Consider the following 17331-nt stretch of genomic DNA (forward strand, 5'->3'; position numbering starts at 1 on the left):
ATTTTTCATTTGTCGTTTTAGTGAAAGTAAATGAACCTTTTCACTAAGTGCATAAGATGACAATGTTTATAAACATTGTCATCTTATGCATATTATGTTGCCAACTGCTGGAACGAGACTATCTAAACCTTCCCGGCTTCGTCATGCTCTCTTAACACTGCTACATCAACCCCTTGAATCCTCAATTCACCTCCTCGAAAACATTTCCCATCAATCATATTCTGGTATACCTTATCTTCTGGCAGTGACAGCGTCACTTCGTAATCATTATGATTGATAATAATTAAACACTTCCATTCATCAGTCTCTCTTTGTTGCACCTCTACATTTTCAGCTACTTCAAGAATGGGATTAATATGATGTTTAACCAAAACCTGCTCTAAAAGCTTGCCTAAATAATTACTATCTGGATAAGTACCGACGTAAATCCCCTCTCCTTTACCGTAGCAGTTACGTGTAACCACCGGAAGTCCTGCATACCAATCTCCCTTAAACGTTGCTAGGGGTTCTGCTCCCTCTAATCGGATTATGTCCGCCCACGTTGTACAATCATATTCCCCATCGTTACTATATATTTTGTTTACCTTTGTTTCTGGGTATGGTACAAATTCCTCAACAAAAATCCCCAAAATATCTCGCAGAGGACCAGGATATCCACCTAGATATACACGGTCATTTTCATCCACAATACCACTAAAAAAACTGACAATCAAAGTGCCACCGCTAGCAACAAATTGCCGTAATTTTTCATCTTCTCCCTCTTTAACCATATATAATATTGGAGCGATAACTACTTTGTATTTTGTTAGGTCATCAGATGGCCTTACAAAATCGACAGCAATATTGCGTTTATATAATTCTCTATAATAAGCTTCAACTATAGAGATATATCTTAGTTTATTATGTGGTTTGGAACTTAGTTCGACAGCCCACCAATTTTCCCAATCAAAAATGATCGCGACCTCTGCTTTGATTCTAGATCCGACCAAACAATCTAACTTTTTCAGTTCTTGCCCTAACTGTGTAACTTCCCTATAAATTCTATTATTCTCATTCAAAAAGTGGGGCACCATTGCACCGTGGAACTTTTCAGCTCCTGCTCTACTTTGACGCCACTGAAAAAACATAATACCATCTGCACCACGGGCAATAGTTGCATAACTCCATAGACGCATTACACCTGGCGGTTTAGGGACATTAATATCACGCCAATTAACATGTGAGGTTACTTGCTCCATTAAAATAAACGGTTGACCTTTTCTTAAACTACGCATAAGGTCATTCATCATGGCATGCTGAATTGGCAAACCCTCTCTAGGATCAGGATATGAATCCCATGTCACAATATCTACATGCTGAGCCCATTGAAAATAGTTTAGCGGTTTGAATGAACCCATGAAATTAGTTGATATTGGGATGTTTGGTGTTACCTCACGTAAAACTTCCTTTTCCGTTAAAAACAATCTAAGAATTGAATCGTTCATAAAACGGTAATAATCAAGTTCTTGAGACGGATTAATAAAAGTTGGGGCTTTTTTAGGTGGATTAATTTCATCCCAGTTATTGTATCGTTGTCCCCAAAAGTTTGTACCCCAACGTTCGTTTAATTCATCGATTGTTTTATATCTTTCCTTCAGCCATTTTCTAAACGCGACAGCGCAATTCTCGCAAAAACACTTAGAAACATGACATGCATACTCATTATTAACATGCCACATTTTCAGTGCCGGATGATTTTTATACCGTTCTGCTATAGCCCTTACAAGTCTCTTTATGTGCGTAATTAATTGAGGATGATTAGGACAATAATGTTGTCTACTACCAAACGAGAGAATGACACCGCTTTCATCTGTTGGTAGAGAATCTGGATACTTTTTTACAAACCAAGCCGGAGTAGTTGCAGTTGCCGTCCCCAAGTTAACATAAACACCGTGGTCATATAGTATGTCTATAACCTTGTCTAGCCATTCAAAGTCGAACAGTCCATCAGACGGTTCGATCTTGCTCCAACTAAAAATCCCCAAAGATACCAAATTTACTCCTGCTTTTTGCATCAACTGAGCATCTTCATACCAAATTTCCTCCGGCCATTGCTCTGGGTTGTAATCTCCTCCGTAACAAATTGAGGATAATACATTCAAAGTTATCCCCCCTAATAATTTTCATCTAATTATAAATTAAGTTAAAATTTAATATAAGTCAACGATAAAATTTTACTAAATATATATTTTTTAAAATTTTTAAATTATAGACTGTAGATTAGCATTTTTCATTACAGTAATTTCCATTCCCTAAGAGATAAACAGGCCCCCCATAGCCATCAAGAGGGTATCCCAAAAGGATCGGGGTACCCTCTCTCAAAACTATTATAGACAATGGCTGGCGAATCCAAGCTATATGTTGTGTCTTTCTTGAGGAGAGATCGCCTTTTGGGTCATCCCCTCTTCATCTTTGGAGGTTGTGACCGTGGGAATATGGAAAGATAGGCATGCCAAATACACCTTCCCTATAGAAGGTTTTTTTATGGTATGAGACGGGAATTTCTTACGACAACGGCATGATGACCAAACTCTCGATCATGTCTAAAGCGCTCTTTTTTGTATAACGCCTTGATTTTTTTCCGTGTTGAGCAATGATGTCACACAGTTTGAAAAGGAGCTGGATAGCTAAGTCTCAGAACACCATAAGGCTTGAAATCAATCCATCCCCCACTCCTTGATCATACTCATCGCCTTCTATTCGCTCAATTCCTTTTTCTGTTTTCGATAGAGCCATTCTCTCATGGCAAACATGACCGTAGAACTGATCAATAAGGCAATCAACGTTCCATACAAGTGGCACTGAAAGCGAGTCCCTTTCATCCGTTTGAATCGATGAATGTGAAACAGGGATTTCCATGTTTTAACTATCACCTCAATTTGCCAGCGAAGAGAATACAGCGTATGAATGTCATGCTAAGTCTTTCAAACAAAGGTCTCCTTCTTGAACGGTCGATCGAAGAGACGCTCCGTAGGCGGCGTCATGATGACGAGCATCCCCGACATCCACATGGAGAAACTTCCTGTAAATTAGTACATTATTTCAGAATCCCTTTTTCAAATTATTTCAGGCGGATTCGGAAATAATGTGCAAAATTTTTGCGGATTGTTCCGGATTTTGCACATTCTTTCGGAACATTTGCACGCCCTTTCAGATGAAGATTTCCAGCGCGCCTAGTGGACCGATGGAAATCTGAATAGTTAATGATTTAGTTATCATACCCTCCATTTAAAGCTTTTAATATCTGCAAAGGATTTAAGAGATGCAGAACCCCAGGCGTGTTAAAGGTAACCGCAGACAGATCATTATTCGCCGCCAACACCTAGGTTATTGCTCCTCCTAAAGAATGTCCCGTTACGGTGATACGATTATTTCCAGCTTTCATTAATACTTCATTATAAAATGATTGGCAAGTTGACTTAAGATCAGATATTCTTTATCCCTTGGCATTTAAATTCTCCTTTCTAATGTAATTCTATAAAATTGATAATTTTTTAATCATTAATTTTTTTGGTTCATCACCAAATTTTGTGATTTAGTGACAAAAAAGAGAAAGCACTAACGAGATCCTGGCAATAATGTTAGCGGTGAAATCAACATTAAGGAGGTCTCGTAAGTGCTTTCTATACCACTAGGATTGCCAGAATTTAAAGTGATTAAACAAGAACTTCATTCCTATGGTTATGCGATTCATGTAGAGAAAACAGAGACACAGGAACATTGCCCTCATTGTGGGTTTGCCACTTCCTCTGTCCACGACAGACGGACAAGAAAAGTACGGGATTTGGCGATTTTCCATCAACCGGTGTACTTGTTCGTGAAAATAAAGCGCTATCGGTGCTGGAATTGCTCTCAAGTGTTTTCCGCCTCTTTGGAATCGGTTCAACCCAATCAGCACTACACCAACCGATTTTGTGAGTACTTGTATGAACTTTGTGAAGGTTCCACCATTCAAGAGGTGAGCCGAAAGCACCGTATCCCATATACGACATTGGAACGCATCTATTACTCCATCGCATCGAAAAAAGCAAAAGAGCGTCAGACAGCGATAGAAACATCTTCTCAAGAAGAGATGGTGCTTAGCTTAGATGAAATCGCTGTAAAAAAGGGACATCAGTATGAAACCATATTGATGGATGCCAAAGCTGGATCCGTCATGGGAATGCATGCCGATCGCCAATGTGACTCCGCTATCCACTTGTTGAGCCAAAAGGTCCTGTCGAAAGAAAGGGTTCAAACGGTGATTCTTGACATGTGGGAACCTTATCATAAGGCGGTTCGTGCCCTGTTTCCATCTGCTTCGATTGTCATCGATAAGTACCATGTGGTTCAAAAAGTGACACAAGCCTTGGATCAAGCAAGAAAGGAATGTTCTCCATTGAAAAAGGCTCGATATCTTCTCTTGAAAGGCTGTGAAAAGCTTCGTCAGGACCAACGGCATCGATTAGACGATATCTTGGAGGAGTATCCGGTACTTTCCATTGCCTATTATCTGAAAGAGTTGTTTCGGGATTTTTACCGAACCGATGGATATAACGAAGCAAAGGAACGCTTGGAAGAATGGATTCAGTTAGCCAAACAGAGCCCTTTTGCTTCTTTTCAGGAAGTAGCCAACACGCTTGAAAGGTGGAAGGAGCCGATTCTTTCCTACTTTTTGTGCCCCTATACCAATGCCCGAATCGAGGGAACGAATCACAAGATCAAAAACATCAAACGCCGGGCATATGGCTATCGAAATCGGGAACGGTTTCGTTTGCGTGTATTTCTGGAGTGTACAGGGAACACTACAGGTAGTCAGGCTGCCTAAACGCTCCCTTCTTCCGCTCTCGGTATGATCGTTGGTAGAATGGAACCCGTCAAGGAAAGCACTTGACTGTTTCCATTCTACCAACTTCGTGGTCTGTATGCGGAAGAAGGATCCTGACTGATGAACCTATTTCATCCAGCTAACATGTTTCTAGGATTGAGTGGAAATCACAGAAAATGGTGAAGACCCCAAAAGATAAAGTCATCTCATTGATATAGTGTTTTCGAGCCTGTTTCAAGCTTGGAACTTTAGTAGATTTCTGTAATTTGTCTATCGCATCTCTATTAATAACTGTAGATGAGCAAATTTGCTAACTCACATTTCGCACCCTCTCGACGAAAATCGGGAGGATTTTTTCGTTCCGATGTCGAATGAATCCTTGACACACAAGGAAAGTGAAGGAGTTTTTCTCTCATGAACGTTCAAGTCAAAAAGGTCTATCGTAATGATTATTTGAATATAATAAGTGCCCTATTCAAGAAACTGGGCCTGCCCCAATTGATTGACCATCTCGTTCCCGTTGATCCACAGTGCCAGACTCGAGTCAGCGATGCCGTTCAGGCCATCATCTACAATATGTTTGACGGCCGGCAAGCCCTCGTTCACGTGGAACGATGGGCTCAGGAGATCGATCTAGAGAAACTCATCCGTCCCGGTCTCCATCCTTCCTGGTTGAACGACGATGCCTTGGCTCGTCATCTCGACCGCTTGTATGAGGCCGATATTCACAAGGTGATCAGCACTTGCTTGATTCACATTTATCGCAAAGAAGGCCTTTCCCTCCGAGCCTTTCACGCCGATACGACGGACAAGACCGTTTACGGCGCGTATGAATCGGCCTCGTTAGAGGCCTTACAAATCACACATGGCTATAACCGCCATCATCGTTGGCAAAAACAGATCGGTTTCGGACTGGTCGGCAACGAGGACGGCATCCCGTTTTACGGCGATGTGCACGACGGCAACCTGCCTGACAAAACGTGGAATCCGGAGGTGCTGTCCCGTGTCCACGAACAGCTCAAACAAGCCAAGATGGAAGACGAATGGATTTACGTGGCCGATTCCGCCGCGATGACAAAAGACACTCTGGCGCAAACCAAAGCGGCCAACGCCTTTTTGATCACCCGAGGCCCTTCGTCGCTTCGGATCGTGAAACGGGCATTAGCGGAGGCCGATTCGCCTCACATCCCGTGGAGCGAACCCTTTACGCTGGCGGAGAGAAACGGCGCCACGTACCGGGTATGGGAAACATCCTCCACCTATGAAGGCCACCCCGTTCGGCTGATCGTCGTCGAATCGAGTGCGCTCGACCAGCGAAAAGGAAAGACGCTCGAAAAAGAACGAACCAAAGAAGCGGAGCTTCTTCGCGAGGAACAAGCCCATTGGGAGCGCCACCCTTTCTCGTGCCGGGAAGACGCTGAACAAGCCTTGGCGTCCCTCAAGATGTCCCTTCGCCCACGGTTTCATCAGGTCAAGGCCGCGGTCGAAGAGATCGTACGCCCGAAAAAACGGCGCGGACGGCCGAAAAAAGGGGTGGAACCCGAGATGGAGACGCGGTATCTCTTGCGCCTTGACGTCGAATTCGACCAAAACGCGTGGGAACAGGCAAGACGGAAAGCGTCCCGGTTTGTCCTCGTCACGACCGTTCCGGAGGAATGGAAGGGCCAACAAATGGATGCCCAAGAGATCTTGAAGCTATATAAAGGGCAGATCTCGGTGGAAATGAACTTCGCTTTTTTGAAAGATCCGTTTTTCACGGATGAGATTTACGTCAAAAAACCAGAACGGGTCGCAGTATTAGGCTATTTGTTTCTGTTGGCCTTGGCGATTTACCGCGTTTTTCAGCGCCGAGTGCGTCAGTTTATTACTCCAGAACACCCGTTGAAGGGTCCTGGAGGCCGCAAGCTGACCCGGCCGACGGGACAGGCGATTTTTCAGCTGTTTCAATATGTGAACGTCGTCCTCCTGGAGCTGCCGGATGGGCGCATCCAACGCTCACTGGATCGCTCCCTCACCCCTGAACAACGAAGGATTCTGCAGGGGTTGGGGCTGGATGAGAGCATTTACGTGTAACGTCATACGGAACGACCAGCGATGGTAAAAAAGGATAGCCATCGCTCGTTGTGTTGGTCAAAAAGTTATTCTGAAAAACTAAATAAAAAATCCTTTGTTTTGACCTTGTTAGGGTGCGAAATGTGAGTGCTAACATAAATTGACAACTAAACAAAAAAGGAGACATGAACCCGATTCCTTGGTTAGAATAGATGTGCTACCAACTACCCACAAGGAGGTTCATGTCTCATGAATAGATTAGCACATCATCAAGGAATCCACAAGTTTTTCATGACGCTGGGATTGGCGCTTTATTTCTCGAAGCCGGTCATCAAGCATCTCGTTCATCTTGTCGACGCCTTGACGACCAAGGGATTTTCGGGGACATTGACGGATGTCCGGTACTGGAGTTTTCACCCGAATCATCGAACGACACTGAGCCACTTTTTCACGAAAAGCCCTTGGAACGAGGAAAAACTGCTTGAGAAGCTGCAAGAATGGATCCTTCGCCAGATCGAACGCCTAGCCAAACAGGAGAATCAACCCCTTTTTGTTTCGATTGATGATACCATTTGCCAAAAAACGAAGCCTTCGTCACGGGCTGCCCGCGCCATTCAAGGGTGTGATTGGCACTACTCGCACAAAGATCATCAATCCGTCTGGGGGCATTCGCTTGTTTGGCTGATGGTGCATACTTTCTCGCAAGCGTTTCCGTTCGCGTTTCGTCTCTATGATAAGGCGGCGGGAAGAAGCAAAATCGACCTAGCGATCGAGATGCTTTCCTCGCTCAAGGGGAAACGGGCTCAGCCGGTGTATGTGCTCATGGATTCGTGGTATCCGTCCCAAGCGCTCATCGAAGCCTGCCTGAAACAAGGATTCCATGTCATCGCCATGCTCAAGACGAACCGGATTCTCTATCCGAAAGGCATCGCCATCCAAGCGAAGAAGTTCGCCCGCTATATCGAGCCCAACGACACCCGCCTCGTCACGGTGGGGAAGGAGCGTTACCGCGTGTATCGCTACGAGGGAGCGATCCATGGTCTCGATGACGCGGTGGTGCTGCTGGCTTGGAAGGCGAATCAACCGATGACGCCGGATCATCTCCATGTCGTCTTGAGCACCGACCGGGAGCTAGGCGATGAAGAGATCTTGCGTTACTATGCCCAGCGCTGGACGATCGAATGCTTTTTCCGGCAGGCCAAAGACCAGCTGAAGCTCGATGGATACCGTGTTCGTCACATTCGGGCGGTGAAACGGTATTGGGCCGTGGTGCTGTTCGCCTGCGTATACAGCATCGCGGAATCTCAACAAGACCTCTCTTCCGGCCTGGAGCTTCTTCGGTCTCGGAAAGGGCACAGCGTCGTCGAGTTCATCTATGACGCCGCAAAACAAGATATTCCCATTGATGTGATTAAAAAACAGCTCCATGTCGCCTAAGGGGGACCCTGTTTGTCTCTTAGGGAATGGAAATTACTGTAATGAAAAATGCTCATCTACAGTTAATAATAATGTCTGCTCTAAATGGCGGTGACTCAGGGTAAAATTTTTCTACTAAAGGCTTTAATTCCTCTTTCGATTCCTTATCCCAGAGTTTACTAATATAATCATCCGAAAATTCATCACCTGTAGATGGTGCATACATAGTAATAGTCACATCAGGGTTATTTAATGAATACGCTTTGATTTCAAACGTATTGTAAGGATAGCAGTTGAACTTTACCTTTGTAATCTCAAACTCTTGTTCATACTTTTCTGTTAAATATTGAACGGCATCTTCCTTGACTACCTTTTTATCAGGATGAGGTTCGCAATAAATCCCTGTACCAATTTTCCAAACAAGAAATACCAATACAATAGCTATAACTGCACCAATACCAAGTTCAACATAAACATATAAAGATTTATCACTTGTTGTGAATGGTTGTTTCATATTTTGTCTGTCTCTTTTTTGAGCGTTAATGATGGCATCGACGATTCCCCAAATCCATAGAATAACGGCGGGCGCTCCTAAAAACCCCATCGTCAATATACCAACTAAAATAAAAACAAACTGAAGAAGCATCAAAACAAGCCCTTTACTTGTTTGGCGATTGTAGATTTGCCCTAGTCCAGGAAATAACAAAGATAAGAGTCCTGCAATGAGCCAAGATTTCAAGATCCTTCATCCCTTTTCGATTATTTTTTATAGTGTTTATCGTTGCTCTAGATGATCGGTATCGTCGAAACTTTTATATGCTAGTGCTAAAATATCAACATAATATTCTATTTATGGAAATTTTTTAATAATATCTTAATTTATCGCCTTATTTTTATTCAAATGATCTCTCAGATTTTAAAATCCCTTGATCATTCGAGTCTCACGACTTAGGGTTTTCATTGTTTCACCCCCATAACACAAATACGAACAAATCTTCCTCTTGACATGACAAACATGCATATTCCCTCACTTTGTTAAGAAAAGACTTGTTTCATCGCTTAAAACGAGGGAATATCCATGATTTCAACCACACGATCATATGAGGATGACTAGACCTTTATCATCAAAACTATCATCTTTTCTTATATGCAAAATCAAACAAAAACAGCCATGATTATTTTGCTTAATCATGGATGCCTTTGATTATCATACCACTTTTTCTGATATATTACAATTCCTTGAACGGTCGATCGAAGGGACGCTCCGTAGGCGGCGTCATGATGACGAGCATCCCCGACGTCCACATGGAGAAACTTCCCTTCTAGACATTCATATTCTAACTGAATTTTCACCCCAGGCCCCGCACATCCCTTGTAAATCCCTTGGATCTCAGGAGGCAGTTGAAACGATGTGGAATCGAGAATGCGAATCCGCCGAAACAGCGAATGTCTTTGACACACGTGACGGGCCTCCTGCGTCTGATGAATCAGCAGTTTTTCGAACACCGCTTTGAGGAAACTCACTGCTTTTTCGTTAAACCGTTGATTGAGCCCTTCCGCACTCAGAGAGGTGTTTTGCTTGAGAGCTAGAGCACTGCAGAGCTGCACCAATGATTTTTGACCGCCTTCTTCCTAGAGAAATGTGCAAAGTGCCACGAAATCATGGGCGCGCAACTTCCCCTTTCGTTGAATAAATCGATGATCTCGGGCCATCTGTTCCAGTTCTTCGCACGATAACACCCTTCGTAAACCCTCTAAAAAACAATGCCATTCCTCTTGGAGAGATAAGGACGTCTTCAAAAAAACCACCCTTTCTAAGACATGATGAAGTCTTCAAAAGGATGGTCAAATGAGGCATAGATTTATTCCTGTTTTCTTAACTTGATGGCTATGGGGATGAACACGAGTATCGTCTTAAAAATTTTATACCGCTAAACTTGACGGGTATGGGATGAGGGTCCGAAAGCCCTTACGATATCAATTCCTAAAAATAGTCTACCAACCGGTGATTGACAACACCCGTAGTAGACTAAAAAATGTTCTCCACAAAGTCTTGACTGACTCGCTCATCTACAGTCTTTTGTAAACATTTTTTGTATGGAGTAAATTAAAAGAATACTTGAAATAAAGATTAACAACGTATAAGCATTAACGTAAAAAGTATTTGTATATTGATTTATCCAGCTAAAACGGTAGATTTTGGAATTTACGTTAGATGGAGGTCCTCCGAGTTGTTTAATTAAGTCTAAAACATATGTAATTTCTAAAAAAGCGGACATGCTTAAAATACAGAATGAACCAATACTCATAGACAACAAACCTCTCTTTGAAATGCTCTTGTTAGTGAGAACTTTCCATAACTCCATCCCAAAGAACAAAAATGAAAATGCTGCTAACATGATAATAAAAAGCCCCGGATTTCCGTTACCTGAAGTTACGTGAGGCTCTTTCGTAAAAAGTTCCGTTAGATATAACATCAATAAACAAACTAAAAATGATATAATAAGCCGTTTAGAGAATAACTTCAAAATAAATCCTCCTTATCCATTTTTACGAATTTATATTAATAATAAAACAGCCCTTAATCAACATAAGGGCTGTTTTATGTTTAGGATCGCCAAGCAAATTTACCGAAGCTAAATTTGTTTACACCGAAATAATAGACTTTTTCATCTTTATCTACATCTATACCATACTGTATCATAGGATCTATTGTATCAACTGCTGAAGTAATTTGAGCGGTGAAACGGTATGGGGCAGTGGTGCTGTTCGCCTGCGTATCCAGCATTGGGGAATCCCAACAAGACCTCTCTTCGGGACTGAAATTTGAGTAAAATGTCTACGCTTTCATAATATCAAATCTAAAAAATTATGTCTAGTTGTTTCAAACAACTTTTTGGCTCTTCACCACAAAATGTACTTGACAAAAAACGTTTTTCATGATAAAAACGTCAAAAAGATTTATTGCCATTTTTTGTTATTTTTGTTCAACCGGGAGGGATAATATCATGTTTGTTCCTAAAAGTCAAGTACATCTTTCGGTGATGAACCAACTTTTTTTAAATTTGTTTGTTATTTCAAGTGATGGACATAGTTGGACTACTTGAAACAAAATCATCCCCTAACCCGTATAATTCATTAAAATCCATATATCCTAAAACTAGAAAAAACATGGAGGCCCTTCAAAAATGGAAGCAAAACTACAGTTGCAAGAGGAATTGAAGCGGATCAACCAGTGGGAACACTCCCAAAAAGATCTCTGGTTTTGGGAAAAGCTCGGCCGCTTGCCGTTTCAAGTGTTGGACAAGCTGACGCCAAAAATGGTTCATCGAAAGCTCGGGCAATGGCTCGACGAATTAGGAAGCTATATTCAAAACGGCGGAAAATACTTAGTGAAGAAAGAGAACATATTGGAACGCCTTGGTGTCACGTCGCTTGAGGAAGTGCCGCACTTGCCGCTTGAGACGATGGATCGCGTCTGTGATGAATTGATCGAGGCGCGCGTGACGTTCGCCCAGTTGCAAGGAGCGGCGACCGGAATCGGCGGAGCGCTGACGCTGGCGGTGGACGTTCCCGCCCTGCTCGGGTTGGCGCTGAAAACGCTGCAAGAAATCGCCATCATCTATGGATACGACCCAAACGAAAAACAAGAGCGCGTGTTTGTCGTGAAATGCCTGCAGTTTGCCGCAGCGGACATCGTCGGGAAAAAAGCGATTTTAGAGGAGCTGGCTTCATTTACCGGCCAGCGTGAGCGGGTATTTTCCGAGCTGCAAGGCTGGCGGGAAGTGATGATGACGTTCCGCGACCAATACGGGTGGAAAAAGCTGTTTCAAGCCGTGCCGATCATCGGCGTCATTTTCGGTTCGCTGTTTAACAAATCGTTTATGGAAGATATCGCCGAAACCGGGAAGATGCTCTATCGGAAGCGGCGCATTATCGAGAAGCTCAAACAATGGGAACCCGATGTCTAGACGACACCGGGTTCGATTGATTTCGGGATGATCGATAGAAAGCCCGTGATTGAAAGAGCATGTTGCTCCCTCTCCAAATAGAGAAGCCTCACAGCAGCAACTTTCACATCACCTGACGTCAGTTAAGGGGCGGCGCTGTTTTTCACCGTCCTCATTGGCGAAAGCCTATCGAATGGCTTTCAGCCGCCACATCGCGCTGAAAAAATCACCCGCACGAGGCGGCACGGCGAGTCCAGCGTACATCAGCTCATCGCCTCCATAAACGCCAAGCCCCTCGATTTCGTAGTCTTGATTCGGGTCAAGCCCTTTGAGGCGCAGGTAGGACAGCGGCGCGTTCGCCTCGGCCAACACGCGAAAGTAGGCGACGAGCGCTTCCGAGCGGTCGGCGGAGACGAACATCCACGCTGCTTCATTGCCCGCAAACGGGCTTACCAACCGATAGAACGTGCCGAACTGGACGAGGCGGCGCACTTCCTTGTAAAACGCGACTTGTTCTTTTATCATTTGTTTTTCTGTTTCTGTCAGCTTTGTGATATCGAGCTCATAGCCGAAGTTGCCCGACATCGCGGCATGGCCGCGCGTCTTGAGCGGCGTCACTCGCCCGACTTGATGGTTCGGCACCGCGGAGACGTGGGCGCCCATGGCGCTCACCGGGTAAACAAGGCTCGTGCCGTATTGGATTTTCAGGCGCGAGACGGCGTCGGTATTGTCGCTCGTCCACGTTTGCGGCATGTAATGCAGCATCCCCGGATCAAACCGCCCTCCGCCTCCTGAGCAGCTTTCAAACAAAATGTGCGGAAAGCGTGAGGTGATCTCGTCCATGACGCGATACAGTCCAAGTATGTAGCGATGCGCCGTTTCGCGTTGGCGCTCAGGCGGCAGGGCAGCCGAGCCGATTTCCGTCATGTGGCGGTTCATATCCCACTTCACATAAGTGATTGGAGCGCTCGCCAACACGTTCGCGATCGTTTCGATCATATAATCGCATACATCTTGGCGGGAGTAATCGAGCACAAGCTGGTTCCGCCCTTCAGAGCGCGGACGGTCCGGCACATGGAGACACCAGTCGGGATGCTTCCGGTACAGCTCGCTGTTTGACGACACCATTTCCGGCTCGATCCATAAGCCGAACTGCAGCCCGAGTTCGTTCACTTGTTTGGCCAACCCGTCTAAGCCGTTCGGAAGCTTGCGCCGGTTGACGATCCAATCGCCGAGCGAACGGCGGTCGTCGTCGCGCTCGCCAAACCAGCCATCGTCAAGCACAAACAGTTCGATGCCCAGTTCCGCTGCCGTTTTCGCAATGTTGACGAGTTTTTCTTCGTTAAAATCGAAGTACGTTGCTTCCCAGTTGTTGATCAAAATCGGGCGTTCGCGGTCGCGGAATGCGCCGCGCGCCAGGCGGGTGCGGTACAGTTCATGGTACGTTTGCGACATCCCATTTAACCCCTGGTCAGAGTAGACCATGACCACTTCCGGCGTTTGGAACGACTCGCCCGGCTGAAGCAGCCATGTGAAATCAAACGGGTTGATTCCCATCGAGACACGGGCGGTGTGAAACTGGTCCACCTCGACTTGGGCGAGGAAATTGCCGCTGTACACAAAGCTGAACCCGTACACGTCACCTTGATGCTCATCGGCGTTTTTGGCGGCGAGCGCGATAAACGGGTTTTGTTGGTGGCTGCTCGCGCCGCGGCGGCTTTCGGCCGCCTGCACCCCGGTCAGAAGCGGACGCCGCTCGATCCAGCGTTCGCGCCCCCACGCTCCGGGGAGATGGATCCAGTCATAATCGGCAGACGGGAAATCGACGCTCATGCTGAGCGCCCGCAACAGCGTTAGGCGCTCACGCCCCTTGTTTTCGAAACGGGCCGCACGCGTGATGGCGTTCCATTTTTCATACGCGGTATACTGCAACGTGACCTCTAGACCGCTCAGCGCATCCTCGAGGACAATTTCCAACGTTTCCGCTTCATTCTCGTGTTCCACGTATGTCGCCGGCAGCCCGTTCAGTCTAGGCTTCCCTTTGTAAATGCGGTGCGTCTTGTAGCGCAAATCCGTCACCGTCGAACCGTTCTCAAGCTGCACGTGATACGCCGGGGCACGGAAATCGGTATTCCCATAGGCCGGATATTCTTGCGGCAGCGTATCGAGCGAAAACGTGCGGTCGGATGGGTCGGGATTGGGGGAAAACGCGCGGTCCAGCCGCGGAAACCTCCGCTCCCCCCGAACATCGCGCACCGCTTTGCCCCAATAGACATGTGCTAAATATCGCGAGCGGAACAAGTGAATGATGTAGCTTGCCTCGCCTGCTTGCAAATGAAACTGCCGCGTTTGCGGATGATAAGTAATCGCCATCGCCTTCTCCCCCTTATTTTTTATTTAAATTTTACTTAATTTTTTATGAAAAGACCAATAAAAAAGCGCCTTAATTTAGGCGCTCGTTATTTTGTTGGCCTACCGCTCGTTCCCTTCCCCCTTTTCCCCCAACACCGCGCGCCGCAGTTCTGTGTCGAGTTCGTTCTCATACACGTCCCGCTCTTCTTCCGTCCACCCCAAATACCGCGCCATAAACGCCACCACTGCCTCTTTCTCCCGCCGGACCGAATCAATGTCAAACAACAGCGCGCCGGTGCGGCGGATGAAGTAGTCGACCGGTTTGACCGCCATTTCTTCTTCCATGGCATAAACGAGGCGGATGAATGTTTCGCGCGTTACGCCAAATGAACGGTCGTATTGCCGGCTTAAAGCAAACAGCTGATCAACGTTCGTGCCGTATTGTCGCGCCAGCCGCGCTCCCGCTTCGTTCGTTAATCCGTAGCGCACCGCTTCGTCCGCCTTTTCAGCGATAAAGGCAGGGAGGCGGTACGAGCCGCCGACATCGCCGCCGGAAATCGGCAATTGTTTCGTCTGGCATGGACGGAACGTTGTCCGCTCCTCTTTTTCGAGCTGCTTGGCGACAAGATCGACGACGGTCTCGGCCATTTTCCGGTAGCCGGTCAGCTTGCCGCCGGCGATCGTAATGAGGCCAGACGGCGACGTCCAGATCTCGTCTTTGCGGGAAATTTCCGATGGGTCTTTCCCTTCTTCATAGATGAGCGGGCGGACGCCGGCCCAGCTTGATTCCACATCGGCCGCGGTGATGCCGACAGATGGAAACATGTAGTGAATCGCTTGCAATAAGTAGTCGCGGTCTTCGTCCGTCATCGTTGGGTGGGCCGGGTCGCCGTTATAAAATGTATCGGTCGTGCCGACATACGTTTTCCCGTCGCGGGGAATGGCGAACACCATCCGGCCGTCCGGAGTGTCAAAATAAACAGCTTGCTTGAGCGGAAACCGCTTTTGGTCGATGACGATATGGACGCCTTTGGTCAGTTGGAGGCGTTTGCCCGTTTTCGAACCGTCTTTGTCGCGCAGTGCATCGACCCATGGCCCAGCGGCGTTGACGACTTTTTTGGCGCGAATGTCATACGTCCGCCCGCTCAGCATGTCGCGGCAGCGGGCGCCGATGATCTGGCCGCGCTCATCGTACAACAACTGTTCGGCTTTTGTATAGTTGACAGCGTCGGCGCCAAGCTCGACCGCTTTTTTGATCACCTCGATCGTCAAGCGGGCATCGTCCGTCCGGTACTCGACGTAATAGCCGCCGCCAAGGAGGCCGTCGCGCTTTAAGAGCGGCTCTTTTTCCAACGTCTGCCGGGCGTTAAGCATCGTGCGCCGCTCGCTCGGCTTGACACCGGCCAGCCGATCATACAGCCAAAGGCCGACCGACGTGCTCCATTTGCCAAACGTCCCGCCGCGATAAATGGGCAGCAGCATCCACTCCGGTGTGGTGACGTGCGGGCCGTTTTCATACACAATCGCCCGTTCGCGCCCGACTTCGGCGACGAGCTTCACCTCAAACTGCTTCAAGTAGCGCAAGCCGCCGTGGACGAGCTTGGTCGACCGGCTTGACGTGCCGGCGGCGAAATCTTGCATTTCGACAAGCGCGACCGTCATGCCGCGCGAGACGGCATCGAGGGCGATGCCGCACCCGGTGATCCCCCCGCCGATCACCAACAGATCGTATGGCTTTTCGCTCATCGCCTCAAGAACATCGTTCCGCTGTTTGCTTGAGAATGTCATGGTTGACTCCTCCTTTGAAAAAGACAAAAAGAGACCAGTGCAAACACGATAAGCCTTCGCCTACCATGTGTGCATGGTCTCTCCTCGTCTCCTGACTGATGATTAACTTGTTGCTTTCATTATAGCAGATCGTAGCCCGTTTGACCAGCCTGATGCACACAGCTGCTTATGGCGGCCTCAGGCGGGCGCTACGGGCTGTAATGGCGCCAAAGCGTTTCATTTGACGTGGTCACCGCCGCCGCCCCAGCTTCTAGCGCGCGTTCGACGTCGTCAGTGGTGCGGATGAGCCCGCCGGCGTAAATCGGCTTCCCGGTCCGCTCTTTCACTTCACGGATGATGTGCGGCATAGCTCCTGGAATGACTTCGATGCAGTCGGGATTCGTTTTCGCAATCATCTGGTAGCTTTTCTCCAACGCGTGCGAATCAAGCAAAAAGATGCGCTGCACGGCCAAGACGCGTTTTTGACGCGCCTTCGTAATGACGCCCGCTTTCGTGGAAATTAGGCCGTGCGGGCGGAATTGTTGGCAAAGGTATTCCGCCGCGTGTTCGTCGTGGCTCAACCCCTGCACTAAATCCGCATGGACGATCAGCTGCTTATGGCGGCGGCGCGCATAGTCAAAAAGGCTTCGTAACTGGGCGATATGTACCTCAAGCAACACCGCCAATTCATAGCGGCTCGCCAAAAACGACTCGAATTGCTTCATCGTTTTGATGGCTGGGATGACGCGTTGCTTTGTTTCCATATTTCGCTGCCTCGATTCATCCTCTCGTTTTGTCCATCTCCTCTAAGCATGTGAACGACATCATAGTTCGCGGTTTGCACGTCGCGATTTTCACCCCGCGCTTGCGAAACTTTTCGACGACGTGATGGATCGTTTTTTTGCTGGCTGCCTCTTCCTCGTGAAGATGTTCCATAGCCTCACGCTC

11 protein-coding genes and 2 pseudogenes are annotated in these 17331 nt (G+C 47.0%); 4 read left to right on the forward strand and 9 right to left on the reverse strand.

All coding sequences use genetic code 11. From position 1 onward, the window contains the following. Positions 1-122: 122 nt before the first annotated feature. The 3 genes and pseudogenes from GC56T2_RS10470 to GC56T2_RS18385 form a co-directional block, all read right to left on the reverse strand. Positions 123-2141, reverse strand: coding sequence for a beta-galactosidase (locus tag GC56T2_RS10470; protein ID WP_144975012.1), 2019 nt, complete (start codon positions 2139-2141; stop codon positions 123-125). Positions 2142-2544: 403 nt separating this feature from the next. Then, a pseudogene (locus GC56T2_RS10475) lies at positions 2545-2954 on the reverse strand (transposase); the annotation flags it as partial. Positions 2955-3361: 407 nt separating this feature from the next. Beyond that, a complete protein-coding gene (locus GC56T2_RS18385) occupies positions 3362-3472 on the reverse strand; it encodes a lipase family protein (protein WP_172706494.1) in 111 nt (36 codons plus the stop codon). A 183-nt stretch (positions 3473-3655) separates the two neighbouring features. Between GC56T2_RS18385 and GC56T2_RS10490 the strand changes: the two genes are divergently transcribed. The 3 genes from GC56T2_RS10490 (at position 3656) to GC56T2_RS10500 (ending at position 8335) form a co-directional block, all read left to right on the forward strand. Continuing rightward, entirely contained in the window at positions 3656-4846 is a 1191-nt protein-coding gene (locus tag GC56T2_RS10490) for an ISL3 family transposase (RefSeq protein ID WP_144974449.1), read from the forward strand. A gap of 414 nt (positions 4847-5260) precedes the next feature. Beyond that, positions 5261-6919 (forward strand): IS1634 family transposase, encoded by a 1659-nt coding sequence (locus GC56T2_RS10495; RefSeq protein WP_144972777.1) that lies wholly within the window; start codon positions 5261-5263, stop codon positions 6917-6919. Positions 6920-7147: 228 nt separating this feature from the next. Then, entirely contained in the window at positions 7148-8335 is a 1188-nt protein-coding gene (locus tag GC56T2_RS10500; protein WP_144972415.1) for an IS701 family transposase, read from the forward strand. A 52-nt stretch (positions 8336-8387) separates the two neighbouring features. Here GC56T2_RS10500 and GC56T2_RS10505 read toward each other — a convergent pair whose 3' ends face one another. Both GC56T2_RS10505 and GC56T2_RS10510 read right to left on the reverse strand, forming a co-directional pair. Continuing rightward, entirely contained in the window at positions 8388-9053 is a 666-nt protein-coding gene (locus GC56T2_RS10505) for a hypothetical protein (protein WP_144975014.1), read from the reverse strand. A gap of 500 nt (positions 9054-9553) precedes the next feature. Next, positions 9554-10114, reverse strand: a pseudogene (locus tag GC56T2_RS10510) (IS4 family transposase); the annotation flags it as partial. A gap of 1388 nt (positions 10115-11502) precedes the next feature. Between GC56T2_RS10510 and GC56T2_RS10515 the strand changes: the two are divergent. Then, positions 11503-12285: an EcsC family protein gene (locus GC56T2_RS10515; protein WP_144975015.1), complete on the forward strand. Its 783-nt coding sequence runs from the start codon at positions 11503-11505 to the stop codon at positions 12283-12285. 165 nt (positions 12286-12450) lie between these two features. Here the strand turns inward: GC56T2_RS10515 and GC56T2_RS10520 are convergent, their stop codons facing one another. The 4 genes from GC56T2_RS10520 to GC56T2_RS17815 form a co-directional block, all read right to left on the reverse strand. Then, on the reverse strand, positions 12451-14637 hold the full coding sequence (locus GC56T2_RS10520; protein ID WP_144975017.1) for an alpha-galactosidase: 2187 nt from the start codon (positions 14635-14637) through the stop codon (positions 12451-12453). A 99-nt stretch (positions 14638-14736) separates the two neighbouring features. Next, positions 14737-16404 carry a glycerol-3-phosphate dehydrogenase/oxidase gene (locus tag GC56T2_RS10525; RefSeq protein WP_144975019.1) on the reverse strand — a complete coding sequence of 556 codons (1668 nt, stop codon included), beginning with the start codon at positions 16402-16404 and terminating at the stop codon, positions 14737-14739. Positions 16405-16592: 188 nt separating this feature from the next. Then, positions 16593-17147 carry a glycerol-3-phosphate responsive antiterminator gene (locus GC56T2_RS10530; RefSeq protein ID WP_144975021.1) on the reverse strand — a complete coding sequence of 185 codons (555 nt, stop codon included), beginning with the start codon at positions 17145-17147 and terminating at the stop codon, positions 16593-16595. 16 nt (positions 17148-17163) lie between these two features. After that, complete coding sequence (locus tag GC56T2_RS17815; RefSeq protein ID WP_172706136.1) at positions 17164-17319, reverse strand: hypothetical protein; 156 nt, start codon at positions 17317-17319, stop codon at positions 17164-17166. Between the last annotated feature and the right edge of the window lie 12 nt (positions 17320-17331).

The organism is Geobacillus sp. C56-T2 (assembly GCF_007829715.1).
Lineage (GTDB): Bacteria > Bacillota > Bacilli > Bacillales > Anoxybacillaceae > Geobacillus > Geobacillus icigianus.

Excerpts from the sequence above, each read along its gene's own strand:
- GC56T2_RS10495 (WP_144972777.1), top strand. The coding sequence starts at position 5,261 with ATGAACGTTCAAGTCAAAAAGGTCTATCGTAATGATTATTTGAATATA.
- GC56T2_RS10500 (WP_144972415.1), top strand. The coding sequence starts at position 7,148 with ATGAATAGATTAGCACATCATCAAGGAATCCACAAGTTTTTCATGACG.
- GC56T2_RS10515 (WP_144975015.1), top strand. The coding sequence starts at position 11,503 with ATGGAAGCAAAACTACAGTTGCAAGAGGAATTGAAGCGGATCAACCAG.
- GC56T2_RS10520 (WP_144975017.1), bottom strand. The coding sequence starts at position 14,637 with ATGGCGATTACTTATCATCCGCAAACGCGGCAGTTTCATTTGCAAGCA.
- GC56T2_RS10525 (WP_144975019.1), bottom strand. The coding sequence starts at position 16,404 with ATGACATTCTCAAGCAAACAGCGGAACGATGTTCTTGAGGCGATGAGC.
- GC56T2_RS10530 (WP_144975021.1), bottom strand. The coding sequence starts at position 17,147 with ATGGAAACAAAGCAACGCGTCATCCCAGCCATCAAAACGATGAAGCAA.
- GC56T2_RS17815 (WP_172706136.1), bottom strand. The coding sequence starts at position 17,319 with ATGGAACATCTTCACGAGGAAGAGGCAGCCAGCAAAAAAACGATCCAT.